13 protein-coding genes are annotated in these 12,681 nt (G+C 70.2%); 4 read left to right on the forward strand and 9 right to left on the reverse strand.

Annotation, left to right across the window (positions count from 1 at the left end; all coding sequences use genetic code 11):
• Window positions 1-109 precede the first annotated feature (109 nt).
• A complete protein-coding gene (locus tag J0I47_RS04495) occupies window positions 110-907 on the forward strand; it encodes an RNA methyltransferase (RefSeq protein ID WP_294045232.1) in 798 nt (265 codons plus the stop codon).
• Between the two features lie 2 nt (window positions 908-909).
• On the opposite strand, the gene J0I47_RS04500 is transcribed toward J0I47_RS04495, so the two are convergent.
• Window positions 910-2,262, reverse strand: coding sequence for a DNA recombination protein RmuC (locus tag J0I47_RS04500; protein WP_294045233.1), 1,353 nt, complete (start codon window positions 2,260-2,262; stop codon window positions 910-912).
• A gap of 178 nt (window positions 2,263-2,440) precedes the next feature.
• Here J0I47_RS04500 and J0I47_RS04505 point away from each other — a divergent pair, with 178 nt between their 5' ends.
• Entirely contained in the window at window positions 2,441-2,593 is a 153-nt protein-coding gene (locus tag J0I47_RS04505; protein WP_294045234.1) for a hypothetical protein, read from the forward strand.
• 6 nt (window positions 2,594-2,599) lie between these two features.
• Here the strand turns inward: J0I47_RS04505 and def are convergent, their stop codons facing one another.
• Window positions 2,600-3,124, reverse strand: a complete 525-nt coding sequence (def, locus tag J0I47_RS04510; RefSeq protein ID WP_294045235.1) for a peptide deformylase — start codon at window positions 3,122-3,124, stop codon at window positions 2,600-2,602.
• 57 nt (window positions 3,125-3,181) lie between these two features.
• Window positions 3,182-3,778 carry a recombination mediator RecR gene (gene recR / locus J0I47_RS04515; protein WP_294045236.1) on the reverse strand — a complete coding sequence of 199 codons (597 nt, stop codon included), beginning with the start codon at window positions 3,776-3,778 and terminating at the stop codon, window positions 3,182-3,184.
• Between the two features lie 53 nt (window positions 3,779-3,831).
• Between recR and fmt the strand changes: the two genes are divergently transcribed.
• Together fmt and truA are read left to right on the forward strand one after the other, a co-directional pair.
• Window positions 3,832-4,788, forward strand: coding sequence for a methionyl-tRNA formyltransferase (gene fmt, locus J0I47_RS04520; RefSeq protein ID WP_294045237.1), 957 nt, complete (start codon window positions 3,832-3,834; stop codon window positions 4,786-4,788).
• A complete protein-coding gene (truA, locus tag J0I47_RS04525; RefSeq protein WP_294045238.1) occupies window positions 4,785-5,525 on the forward strand; it encodes a tRNA pseudouridine(38-40) synthase TruA in 741 nt (246 codons plus the stop codon). The genes fmt and truA overlap by 4 nt, the downstream gene beginning before the upstream one ends.
• 9 nt (window positions 5,526-5,534) lie before the next feature.
• Here truA and J0I47_RS04530 read toward each other — a convergent pair whose 3' ends face one another.
• From J0I47_RS04530 to J0I47_RS04555, 6 genes are all read right to left on the reverse strand, one after another.
• Entirely contained in the window at window positions 5,535-6,716 is a 1,182-nt protein-coding gene (locus J0I47_RS04530; protein WP_294045239.1) for a class I SAM-dependent RNA methyltransferase, read from the reverse strand.
• Window positions 6,713-8,125 (reverse strand): NAD(P)H-hydrate epimerase, encoded by a 1,413-nt coding sequence (locus J0I47_RS04535; protein WP_294045240.1) that lies wholly within the window; start codon window positions 8,123-8,125, stop codon window positions 6,713-6,715. Before J0I47_RS04535 ends, J0I47_RS04530 begins: the two co-directional genes overlap by 4 nt.
• The gene (locus J0I47_RS04540) at window positions 8,122-8,517 is read right to left on the reverse strand and encodes a hypothetical protein (RefSeq protein WP_294045241.1); all 396 of its coding nucleotides are present in this window, start codon (window positions 8,515-8,517) and stop codon (window positions 8,122-8,124) included. The genes J0I47_RS04535 and J0I47_RS04540 overlap by 4 nt, the downstream gene beginning before the upstream one ends.
• Window positions 8,518-8,584: 67 nt before the next feature.
• Window positions 8,585-9,403 (reverse strand): 4-(cytidine 5'-diphospho)-2-C-methyl-D-erythritol kinase, encoded by an 819-nt coding sequence (locus tag J0I47_RS04545; RefSeq protein WP_294045242.1) that lies wholly within the window; start codon window positions 9,401-9,403, stop codon window positions 8,585-8,587.
• Complete coding sequence (locus tag J0I47_RS04550; RefSeq protein ID WP_294045243.1) at window positions 9,400-11,037, reverse strand: tetratricopeptide repeat protein; 1,638 nt, start codon at window positions 11,035-11,037, stop codon at window positions 9,400-9,402. Before J0I47_RS04550 ends, J0I47_RS04545 begins: the two co-directional genes overlap by 4 nt.
• The gene (locus J0I47_RS04555; protein ID WP_294045244.1) at window positions 11,006-12,664 is read right to left on the reverse strand and encodes an electron transfer flavoprotein-ubiquinone oxidoreductase; all 1,659 of its coding nucleotides are present in this window, start codon (window positions 12,662-12,664) and stop codon (window positions 11,006-11,008) included. The genes J0I47_RS04550 and J0I47_RS04555 overlap by 32 nt, the downstream gene beginning before the upstream one ends.
• Between the last annotated feature and the right edge of the window lie 17 nt (window positions 12,665-12,681).

Consider the following 12,681-nt stretch of genomic DNA (forward strand, 5'->3'; position numbering starts at 1 on the left):
CAGGCGACATAGCGGAGCTATGTCGCCGATCAGCGCCGCTCCGGCCGGCATCATGCAACGATGGCCGACGGCGTGGCTTTGCCACGCCGACTTGCGCTAGGGGCGAGACATGGTTCGCCAAGTTACTGCCTTCTCGAACACGACCGTAAAGCGCGCCCGCTCGCTGCGCGACAAGAAGCATCGCCGTGCCGAAGGCCGCTTCCTCGCCGAGGGCCTGCGCATCCTGACGGAGGCGCGCGAGGCCGGCCACCTGCCGGAGCAGCTGTTCTTCACCGCCGATGGCGCGCGGCATCCGTTGGCGGCGGCGCTGATCGAGGCGACCGAGGCGGCGGGCGGCGAGGCGATCGAGACGAACCACGACATCCTGTCCAAGCTGTCGGGCAAGGACAATGCCCAGGCGCTGGTCGGCGTCTTCCCGGAGTTCACGACGCCGCTCGACGCGCTCCGCCGCACCGCCTCGCCGATCTGGCTGGTGGCTGAGCGGCTGCGCGATCCGGGCAATCTCGGCACGATTCTGCGGACCGGCGACGCGGTCGGCGCCGGTGGCCTGATCCTGATCGACGACTGCGTCGATCCGTTCTCGGTCGAGGCCGTGCGGGCGAGCATGGGCGCGTTGTTCACGGTGCCGATCGCACAGGCGCGTTGGGAGGAGTTCCTGCCGTGGTTGCGGTCGGGGCCGGGCCAGTTGGTCGGCCTGAGCCTCCAGACCGATGCGAGCTATCGCGAGGCGCCCTACACCTCGCCGACCTTCCTGCTGACCGGCAACGAAGCGCAGGGCCTGCCCGAGGCGTACGAAGCGGAATGCGATCTACTCGTGAAGCTGCCGATGCTGGGCAAGGCGGACAGCCTGAACGCCGCGGTGGCGACGGCAGTCATGGCGTACGAGGTACTCGCGCGCTACCGCTGACGTCAGCCCAGCGTTCCGCTCTCTTCGGCGCTCGCCGCCAGCTTTACCAGCGGGCGCGGGATCTGTTCGACGACCGGCGGCGATTCGATTGAACGACCAGCAGTGTCGATATTATAGTCCTCGAACCGCTTTGCTTGCGTGAGCACTTGCGTTTCCAGACTGCCGACGAAGGCGTTGTAAGCGTCGTTCGCCAGCCCGAGGTTGCGGCCGAGTTTAGCGACGTGGCCGCCCATCACCGACAATCGCGCGTAAAGCTCCTTGCCCAGTTCGGCGATCGCCCGCGCCTCGCCCGCCAGCTTCTCCTGTCGCCACACCGCCGCCACCGTCCGCGCGATCGCGATCAGGTTGGTCGGAGTCGCCAGCAGCACGCGGCGGTCGAACGCGAAGTCCCACAATGTCGGGTCCTGCTCCAGCGCGGCCGACAGGAAATGCTCGCCTGGCACGAACATGATGACGTAATCGGGCGCGTCGGCGAACTGGCTCCAATACGCCTTGGCGCCCAGCGTGTTGACGTGCGCGCGCATCGCCGCGGCGTGGCGCTGTAGCCCGATCGCGCGCTCGGCATCGTCGATCGCGCCGAACGCGTCTTGGTAATCGTTGAGCGACACCTTGGCGTCGACCACCAGCGCGTTGCCGCCGGGTACGCGAATGATGACGTCGGGGCGCAGTCGCGCGCCCTCGCCGATATCGACCGACACCTCGGCCTGGAAATCGGCATGCTCGCTGAGGCCGCAGCTTTCGAGCACGTTCCGCAACTGCTGCTCGCCCCAGCGACCGCGCGCTTTCGGCGCATTGCGCAACGCATTGACCAGCTTCGATGCTTCCGCGCGCACCGACTCCTGGCCGGTCCGCATCGCCTCGATCTGGCCGTGCAGCGCACCGAACGCATCGCGGCGCTCCGACTCGACCTTGGCGACGCCCTCCTCGTAGCGCTGGAGACGATCGTGGACCGGTTGCAGCAGCGCGCGCAGGTTCTGGCCGCTGGTCGCCTCCGATTCCCTGAAGCGCTGGTCGGCGCGTTGCAGGAACTTGGTCTGGGCATCGTCGAGCAGTCGCTGCCCGACTTCGGCGAACTGGCTGGCGAGCGCGTTCTTCGCTGCCAGCAGCTCGGTCTGGCGCGCCTCGAACGCCTTTTCGCGTTCCGCCGCCGTTGCTCGTTCGGCATCGAGCAGCCGCATCGCCGAGTCGCGCTCGGTCGTCACTTCGGCGAGTAGCCGCCGCGTCATATCGTGCTGATCGGCATGGACCTTCGCCGCCGCGAGCTCGGCGACACCATGGCGCGACGCGAACAGCCAGCCGATCGCGACGCCGGCCGCGAGTGCGACGATGATCGCGAGGATACCCGCGACGCTCATCGCCCCGCCCCGAAGTTGGCAAAAGTTGCGCGCAGGGGAGCGGCGGGAACGGCGGCAAATGGCATCGTCATGGCAGGGAACATAGATCGAACGCGCGGCCGGGGACAACCCCAATCGACCAAAGGCCGGATCGGGCCGTTACCTCTTGCTAACGATTGCAGCGTTATGATGCGCGACCATGAAGCTGTTCGTGCTCGCCCTGCTGTTCGTCGGCGTGATGTATGACGTGACCTATTGTCACGGCCAGCACATCACCGACATCCTGCGCCCGCTCGCCGGGATCGCGCAGGGTATCCGGACGGGCGGCAACATCTGGGGTGACGGCACCTAAGCCGGATCAGGCGGCCTTGCGCGCCTTGGCCAGCTTCTTCATCAGCATGTCGCGCTTCAATTTCGAGATGTGATCGGTGAACAGCACGCCGTTCAGGTGATCGATCTCGTGCTGGATGCACGTCGCCATCAGGCCGTCCATCTCCTCCTCGTGGTCCGCGCCGTCACCGTCGCGCCACTTGACCCGGCAGCGCGCCGGACGCTCGACCTCAGCATATTGCTCGGGGATCGACAGGCAGCCTTCGTTGTAGGTCGCGGTCTCGTCGCTGACCCAGAGCAGCTCGGGGTTCACGAACGCGACGGGCTTGCGTACCGGATCGCCGTCTTCCTCCTCGGGCTCCTGCAGATCGATCACCACCAGCCGCCGTTCGATGCCGACCTGAGTCGCGGCGAGGCCGATGCCGCGCGCGTCGTACATCGTCTCGAACATGTCGGCGAGCGTCGCACGGACGGCGTCGTCGATCGTGGCGACGGGTTCGGCGACGGCGCGCAGGCCGGGATCGGGCACTTCCAGGATGGTCAGGATGGTCATGGCCGCGCGCTATGGGAGGCGCGGCGGACCGTCAACCTCCCCCGACCGCGCGTGTCGTCACGCGACCGGCCGCCGCGCACGCAACGCCTGGGCCAGCGTGCCCTCGTCGAGATAGTCGAGTTCGCCGCCGACCGGCAGGCCGTGGGCGAGCTGGGTCAGCCGCACCGGGAACCGCTCGATCCGTTCGGCGATGTAATGCGCCGTCGTCTGCCCCTCCAGCGTGGCGTTCATCGCCAGCACGACCTCGTCGATCCCGCCGCCCTCGACTCGCTGGATCAGCCGGGCGATCGACAGATCCTCCGGCCGCACGCCGTCGAGCGCCGACAGCCGGCCGCCCAGCACATGGTAGCGGCCGGGGAACAGCCGCGAGCGTTCGAGCGCCCAGAGGTCGGCGACTTCCTCGACCACGCACAGGCTGCGCTGGTCGCGGCGCGGGTCGGCGCAGACGCTGCACGGATCGCTGGTGTCGATGTTGCCGCAGGTCGAGCAGGTCGCGAGCCGGCGGTCGACCGCCTCCAGCGCCGACAGCAGCGGCATCAGCGCGCCTTCGCGCTTCTTCAGCAGGTGTAGCACCGCGCGCCGCGCCGATCGCGGGCCCAGCCCCGGGAGCCGCGCCAGCGCCTGCGTCAGCGCGTCGATTTCCTGCGATGCCATGCGGAACAGATAGGGGGTTGCACCGCCCCCTGCCAAGCGGCGATGAGCGCGGCATGCGGATCATATTCATGGGAACGCCCGACTTCGCGGTGCCGACGCTCGATGCGCTGGTCGCGGCGGGGCATCGGGTCGTCGCCGCGTACAGCCAGCCGCCGCGCCCGGGCGGACGGCGCGGGCGCGAGTTGACGCCGTCGCCGGTGCAGGCGCGCGCGGAGGCGCTGGGCATCGCGGTGCGCACGCCGGTGTCGTTGCGCAATGCCGAGGCGCAGGCGGCGTTCGCGGCGCTCGGGGCCGACGTGGCGGTGGTTGCGGCCTATGGCCTGATCCTGCCGCAGGCGGTGCTGGATGCGCCGACGCACGGCTGCCTCAACGTCCACGGTTCGCTGCTGCCGCGCTGGCGGGGGGCGGCGCCGATCCAGCGGGCGATCCTGGCCGGCGATGCCGAGACCGGCGTCGGGATCATGCAGATGGAGGCTGGGCTCGATACCGGGCCGGTTCTGCTGGAGGGACGGACGCCGATCGCGAACAAGACGGCAGGTGAGCTGACCGTGGAACTGGCGCAGATGGGTGCTCGGCTGATGGTCGAGGTGCTGGCTGACCTCCCCGCGTTTCCGCCCCAGCCGCAACCCGACGACGGCGTCACTTATGCCGGCAAGATCGACAAGGCCGAACTTCGCCTCGATTTCTCGCAACCGAGCGAGCAGGTCGAGCGCCAGGTCCGCGCGTTCAATCCGCCGGGGGCGTTCTTCGAACTGAACGGCGAGCGTATCCGTGTGCTGTCTGCAGAGCCATATTCCCGCGAGAGCGGGAACCCAGGATTGCAAGCAACGCCGCCCGAGGCTCTGGACCCCCGCCTTCGCCGGGGAACGGTGGTGGACGATCGACTGACGATCCGATGCGGCGACGGCAGTAATTTGCGCCCCACCCTCGTCCAGCGCGCCGGGCGTGGCGTCATGACGCCAGACGATCTGCTCCGTGGTTTCCCCATCCCGCCCGGCACGCGGCTGTGACTCGGTTCGCGCTGACGGTGGAATATGACGGCCGCCCGTTCATGGGCTGGCAGCGGCAGGATCACGGCCCCAGCGTCCAGGGCGCGATCGAGCGCGCCGCGTTCGAGATCACCGGCGAGACCGTCACCGTCCATGCCGCCGGCCGCACCGACGCCGGCGTCCATGCGCTCGGCATGCGCGCGCACCTCGACGTGGCGCGTGCGATCACGCCGTTCCGGTTGATGGAGGCGCTCAATGCCCGGCTGCGGCCCGATCCGGTCGCGGTGCTGGCGTGCGAAGCGGTCGCGGAAGACTGGCATGCGCGTTTCTCGGCGCTGGCGCGGCATTACGAATATCGCATGGTCACGCGCCGCGCGCCGCTGACGTGGGAGAAGGGGTTGGCGTGGCGGATCGCCCGCGAGCTCGACGCCGGTGCGATGCAAGACGCCGCGCAGGTGCTGGTCGGGCGGCACGATTTCACGACGTTCCGCTCGGTGCATTGCCAGTCGGACAGCCCGGTCAAGACGCTCGACCGGCTCGATGTGGTGCGCGACGGCGACCGGCTGAGCGTGTTCGCGTCGGCGCGGTCGTTCCTGCATCACCAGGTGCGATCGATGGTCGGCTGCCTCGCGCTCGTCGGCGAGGGCAAGTGGTCTAAGCAGGACCTGCGCGCCGCGTTGGTGGCGGCCGATCGCACGGCATTGGGCTTCAACGCGCCGTCGGACGGGCTCTATTTCCTCCGCGCCGATTACCCTTAGCTTCTAGCCCTACCGGCTGAATCGCGCCGCCAGTTCGACATGCGTCGACCAGCGGAACTGGCCGACTGGTTGCACCCAGTCGAGGCGATAGCCACCTTCGCATAACATGCGAGCATCACGCGCAAAACTGCTGGGATTGCACGAGACATAGGCGATGACCGGCGTCTGCGAGGCGGCCAGCGCCGCCGCCTGCTCGCGCGCGCCGGCGCGGGGCGGGTCGAGCACGATCGCGGCGAACCGGTCGAGCTCGGCGGTGGTCAGCGGGCGGCGATAGAGGTCGCGATGCTCGGCGAACACCGCGCGTCCCGCCCGCGCGCTCGCCGCCTTGAGCGACAGGATCGCGTCGCGCGCCGCCTCCGCCGCATAGACCTTCGCATCCAGCGCCAGCGCGAACGTGCCGAGCCCGGCGAACAGGTCGGCGACCATGCCCGCGCCGCCCACCGCCTCGCGCACCGCGGCGACCAGCGCCGCCTCGCCATCCGCGGTCGCTTGCAGGAAGCTGCCCGGCGGCAACGGCACCGCGACGCCGCCCAACGTGATCGTGACCGGCTCGGGTTCCCACCGCGTCTCCGCACCCAGCCCGTCGTCGATCGCGAACCGGGCGACCGCATGCTGTTGGCAGAACGCGATGATCGCCTCCGCCGCCGCCAGCCCCTCCGCGCGTGCCGTCACCAGCAGGTCGGCGCCCTGGTCGCTCCACGTCATGTGGACGTCGCCGCGTCGCTTCAGTCCCAGCCGCGCCAGCAGCTTGCGAAGCGGCGCGACCAGCGCGAACAGTTCGGGGCGCAGGATGTGGCACTCGCGGATATCGACCAGCGCGTGGCTCTGCGCGGCGCTGAACCCGATGCGGATCGCGCCGCCGCCCGGCTCGGCGTGCAGCGTGGCGCGGCGGCGGGTACGCGGCGGCGACAGGATCGGCGCGCGGATGTCGGCGGTCAGGTCCTGCGCGGCCAGCGCGCCGGCGATGCGGTCGGTGACGAACTGCGCATAGGCGGCATCGTCGAGATGCTGGAGCTGACACCCGCCGCAAGTCGGGAAGTGCCGGCAGGGCGGCGTCTGGTGGTGCGGCCCGGGGATGACGTCGCCGCTGGTGGTGAGGGTATCGCCCGGTGCGGCCAGCGCGGCATGGCGGCCGTCCGCCGTCACGCCCTCGCCCCGCGCGGCGACGCGAACGATCGTGTCCCCACTCACAGCGCGGCTCGCACAGGCGACAGTTCGCGCGCAAGGTCATCGGCCAGGAATGCGCCACCCAGCCGCCGCGCCGCCTCGGCATGCATCCAGACGGCGGCGGCGGCGGGGTCACCGATCGCGATGCTCACCATCGCGGCGGCGACGGTGCCGGCCAGCACGTCGCCGGTACCGGCGGTCGACAGCCAGCGCCGGCGGTCGGCCGACACGAACGCCTCGCCATGTCGCGTCGCGACGACGGTATCAGGCCCCTTGAACACCACCGTCGCCCCGGCGCGCTTCGCCGCCGCCAGCGCCGCGTCGATCTTGCTGCCACGCCAGTCGCCGAACAGCGCCTGGAACTCGCCGGCATGCGGTGTCAACACGACATCGTCGTCGTCCCGCGCGGCGAACGCGGCGAACGCCGTGTCGTCGAGCAGGTGCAGCGCATCGCCATCGACCACCAGCCGCTCGCCGCTGGCGATCGCCGCCGCCAGCCGCTCGCGCGCTGTCTCGTCGCGACCGAGCCCGGGTCCGACCACCACCACATTGTTGCGCTTGCCGTGGATCACATCGCGCAGCGCGTGCGACGACCACGGCCGCCCTACGATCGCATGCGGCACGGCATCGGCATCGTCGTCGCCCAGTAGCGTGACATAGCCCGCCCCGCCATGCGCCGCCGCTGCCGCCGCCAGCCGCGCGGCACCGGGCATCCCGCCACCGATCACGACGACTAGCCCGCGCGAATATTTGTGATCGTCGACCTGCGGGCGGAGGAACCCCGGCCGCGCCATCACGTGCGCGATCGGATCGTCCAGCGTCAGGCCGAGGTCGATCACGCGAACCTCGCCACCATAGGGCGCCGCCGGCATCAGCAGGTGCGAGGGCTTCACCGCGCCCAGCGCCAGCGTGACGTCGACCGCACCGATCTGCTCCTCGGCGAACACGGCGCCGGTGTCGGTATCGACGCGGCTCGGCAGATCGACCGCGATCGACAGGCGGGCGGCAGCGATCGCCGTGCCGAGCGCGGCGGCCGTCGCGGCATCGGGCGCTCGCGACAGTCCGGTGCCGAACAGCGCATCGACCATGACGGGGGCCGGTTCGGCGTCGGCGAGGGCGGCGACCGGGCCGTCCCACGCCGCGCAGGCAGCACTCGCCGCTGCGCTCTTGGGCTCGCCCGTCGCCGCGACGCGTACCTCGACACCGTTCGCGCGTAGCACCCGCGCCGCGACATAGCCGTCGCCGCCATTGTTGCCGGGCCCGCACAGTATCTGCACCGCGGAACCCGCCGCGAGCCGCCGTACCGCCTCCGCCACCCCGGTGCCGGCGCGTTCCATCAACGTCTCGACGCTCGTACCGGCCGCGATCGCGCGCGCTTCGGCCGCGCGCACCTGCGCGGCAGTCAAGATCGGCTGGCCGTCGATCGGGATCACGGCTTGCCTTGCCCCTTGATCGTCGCGGGCAGGCGATAGCGGTCGCCGCCGATCGCGACTTCGATCTCGCCGTTGCCGACCACCGTGACCTTGGCGGCTTCCGCGCCATCGGCGGCCACCAGCCCGCGTCCGTCCTTGACCGCGAGCAGGCGGTGGAACCCGCCATCGGGATTGTGCACCGTCAGCACGAGGCCCTGCGCCGACTGGATACGGTCGAGCGTGCAGCTTCGCGATAACGCCTCGCTGCCCGCGACCGCGCAGACGATGCGGCCGTCATCCACAGCGGTCGCGTTGGATTCGGCCATGACGCGCGTGAACGCGGCGTTGTTGGCCGATTGGCGGTCGCACGCCGATACGAGCAGCAGCATGGCGGCACAGGAAAGGTATCGCATTTCCGGGCATCTAGCCGCTCATGCGCGGCCGGGATAGCGGCTCGGCATGTCGCGTTCGTCCGACCCCTCAGGTCAGCGTGGACGCGAGATACCACCAGTCCGGCCGATCCCGCGCGATCGCGGCGTGAGCGGCGTTACACGTGGCGGCATCGGCGAACAGAGCAAAGCACGTCGCGCCCGAGCCCGACATTCGCGCGAGCGTCACGCCCGGCTGCGCCTCCAGCCGCTCGACCACCTCGCCGATCACCGGGGCCAGCGTCCTCGCCGGCGCTTCGAGGTCGTTGCGCCCGCTCGCGACATCGTCGAGCGCGCCGCGATCCCGGCCGTCCCAGCATGCGAACACCGCCGCGGTCGAGACGCCGACGCGCGGGTTGACGAGCAGCACCGGGGTCCCGGCAAGGTCGGATGCCGGCCGCAGCACCTCGCCGCGCCCGCTGCCATAGGCGCTCCGCCCGATCAGGCAGGCGGGAACGTCGGAACCGAGGTCGGCCGCGAGCGCGATCAGTTCCGGCGCATCGGGCGCCACACCGCTCAGCCGCGCCAGTGCGCGGAGCGTCGCGGCGGCGTCGGCCGACCCTCCGCCGATCCCGGAGGCGACCGGCAGATGCTTGTCGAGGCCGATCGCCAGCGGCGGCAACGGCGCGATCCGCGCGGCGAACACATCGCGCGCGGCGAGGACGAGGTTACCGCCCTGCCCCGCCAGATCGCCGGCGAACGGTCCGGTGATCGTGAAGCCGTCGGCGGCGGCCGGCGCGACCGTCACGCTGTCGCCGTCGCGCAGCAAGGCGAACAACGTCTCGATGTCGTGATATCCGTCCGCGCGACGCCGCCGGACATGGAGTGCGAGGTTGATCTTGGCCGGCGCCGGCTCGACGATCGTCGTCACGATGCGAGACCGTCGCGCAGCTTCGTCTCGATCCGCAGCACCGCCGCGCCGTCGGCCACCACCAGCGCCGCGCGCCAGGCATAGCGCGCCTCGTACCGCCGCCCCGCCGCCCAATAGGCGTCGCCGAGATGCTCGGCGATCGACGAGTCGGCCGGCGCCTGCCGCGATGCCGTCTCCAGCAACGGCAGCGCGCGGGCACCGTCGCCCTGTCGCAGATACGCCCACGCCAGCGCGCCCGAAATCTCGGGCTTGTCGGGGGTCAGGGTGTTGGCGCGCTCGAGCATCGCGACGGCGCGGGGCAAATCCTCGCCGCGCGCGACCAGCGCCGCGCCGTAGGATGTCAGCGCCACTGCCTCGTTGCCGCCGAGCTTCACCGCGCGGTCGAACGCCGCGCGCGCCTGTCGCCAGTCTCCGGCGCTGTCGTTGGCGGTCGCGATCTGCAACCATATTTCCCACCCCGCATCCTTGCCCATGCGATCCCGCGCGCGGTCATAGGCAGCAATTGCCTCGCGCGGGTGGCCGTTATCGGCGAGCAGGTCGGCATAGACCTGCGCCGCGGTCGCGCTCGCCCCGGGCGCTTCGGCCAGCGCCTTGGCCGCCGCGAGCGATCCGGCATCGTCGCCGCTCGCGCGGAGCAGCCCGATATGGAGCTGCGCCGCCGGCCCGCGAAACGCGCTCGTCGGCGCCACCTCGCCCAGCACCGCCAGCGCGCGGCGGTACGCCTTCATCCGCCCGAGCGCGCGCGCCAATACCAGCCGCGCGCGATCGTCGCTCGGGTCGAGCAGCAGCGCGCTGCGCGTCAGCGCCACCGCCAGCGGGGCGGTGCGAGCATCGTCGAGGTCGGCGGCGACGCGGGTGAACAGGCGCGAGACGCCGAACGCGGCCGACGGTTTCGCGACCGGGATCGCGGCACGAAAGCCCGCGACCTCGACATCGTTCCCCGCGACCAGCTTCATCGCGATGTCGCTTTTGCCCTGCCCCGCCAGCAGTTCGGCGGCGGCATAGCGCAGGTCGAGTTCGCCGCTGCTGTCCGCCAGCAATGCCTGAAGGTCGGGCACCGCCACGTCGAAGCGGTTGGTCGCGATCAGCAGGAGGGCGCGGTTTTCGCGGACGACGCGCGCGAAGGCGCCGGTCTGTTTCGTCGCCACGAGCGTTCCGGCCGGGTCGACGGCGTTGCCCAGACTGCCCCACGCGGCGATCACCGGGGTCAGGAAATCGAGCGGGCCGTCCTTCATCGCCGCGAGTGCGCGGGCCAAAGCAGCGGTGTCGCCGCCATGGATCGCATCGGCGACGCGGAGCAGCGACACCTCGGCCGCGATCGCGCCATTCCCCGGCCGGCTCGTATCGAGCGCGGTCGTCGCCGCGCGCCGCGCCAGCGCCAGATCGCCCGCCGCCATCGCCTCGCGCCATGTCCGGGCCGCGATCGCGGGATCGTCGGGGGTGGCCGCCAACACGCGCGCATAGTCGCTCGCCGCCGCGCCGACTTCGCCCCGCGCTTCGGCCGCGCGAGCGCGTACGTACGCCGCGAAGCGCTCGATCTGTGCGACAGCGGGCAGCGACGCGACGGCCAGCGCCAGCGTCGCGGCGCTCAGCGCCAGGCGGCTACATGTTGGGATAGTTCGGTCCCCCGCCACCCTCGGGCACGACCCAGACGATGTTCTGCGTCGGATCCTTGATGTCGCACGTCTTGCAATGGACGCAGTTCTGCGCGTTGATGACAAACTTCGGATCGCCGGTTTCCTGACCGACGATCTCGTACACGCCGGCCGGGCAATAACGCTGCGCCGGCTCGTCATACATCGGCAGGTCGTAGGCGACCGGAATATCCGGGTCCTTCAGCGTCAGGTGGACCGGCTGGTCTTCCTCGTGATTGGTGTTCGACAGGAACACCGACGACAGCCGGTCGAAGGTCAGCACGCCGTCCGGCTTGGGATAGGCGATCGGCTGGACCTGGTCCTTGCGCCACAGGCTCTTGTGGTCGGGATGGTGCTTCATCGTGAAGGGCATGCGGATGCCCCAGCTTTCCAGCCACATGTTGATACCCGCCAGTACCGTCCCGAATCCCTCGCCGAACTTCTCGACCAGCGGCAGCACGTTGCGGACGACCGACAGTTCCTTCTTCACCCAACTCGCGTCGTACGCCTCGGTGTAGGCGGTCAGTTCGTCGCCTTCACGCCCCGCCTGGACGGCGGCGTAAGCGGCGTCGGCGGCCATCATGCCGGACTTCATCGCCGTATGCGTGCCCTTGATCCGCGGCACGTTGAGGAAACCGGCGGTGTCGCCGATCAGCGCGGCGCCCGGCATCACCAGCTTCGGCACCGACTGATAGCCGCCGTCGCTGATCGCGCGCGCACCGTACGACACGCGCTTGCCGCCCTCCAGGATCTCGGCGATCGCCGGATGCGTCTTCCAGCGCTGCATCTCTTGGAACGGCGAGAGATATGGGTTCGAATAATTGAGCCACGTCACGAAGCCGAGCGCGACCTGCCCGTTGGCCTGGTGATAGAGGAAACCGCCACCGTTCGATCCCGTCTCGCTGAGCGGCCAGCCCTGGGTGTGGATGACGCGGCCGGCGGCATGTTTCTCCGGCGCGATGTCCCACAATTCCTTGATGCCGAGGCCATAGACCTGCGGCTCGCAATCGGCGCGCAGGTCGAAGCGATCGACCAGTTGCCGCGTCAGATGCCCCCGCGCGCCCTCCGCGAAGAAGGTGTATTTGGCGTGGAGCTCCAGCCCCGGCTGGTAATCGGGCTTGTGATGCCCGTCGCGCGCGACGCCCATGTCGCCGGTCGCGACGCCTTTTACCGTCCCGTCCTCGGCATAGAGGATCTCGGCGGCGGCGAAGCCCGGGAATATCTCGACGCCCAGCTCCTCGGCCTTGCCCGCCAGCCAGCGGCATAGGTTGCCCAGGCTGCCGGTATAGGTGCCCTTGTTGTGCATGAAACCCGGCGTGAAGACGTGCGGCATGCCGAACTTGCGTTTCTTCGACAGCATCCAGTGCTGGTTGTCGTTGACCGGCACCTCGGCCATCGGACAGCCCTGCTCGCGCCAGTCGGGGATCAGTTCGTCGAGGCTGCGCGGATCGATCACCGCACCCGACAGGATGTGCGCGCCGACCTCCGACCCTTTTTCCAGCACGCACACGGACAGCTCGCCGCCCTGTTCGGTGGCCAGCTGCTTCAGCCGGATCGCCGCCGACAGGCCCGCCGGCCCGGCGCCGACGATCACCACGTCGTACGGCATCGACTCGCGTTCGCTCATCCCACTCTCTCCCCATC

The sequence above is a fragment of the Sphingomonas sp. genome (assembly GCF_017304635.1).
Taxonomy (GTDB): Bacteria; Pseudomonadota; Alphaproteobacteria; order Sphingomonadales; family Sphingomonadaceae; genus Sphingomonas.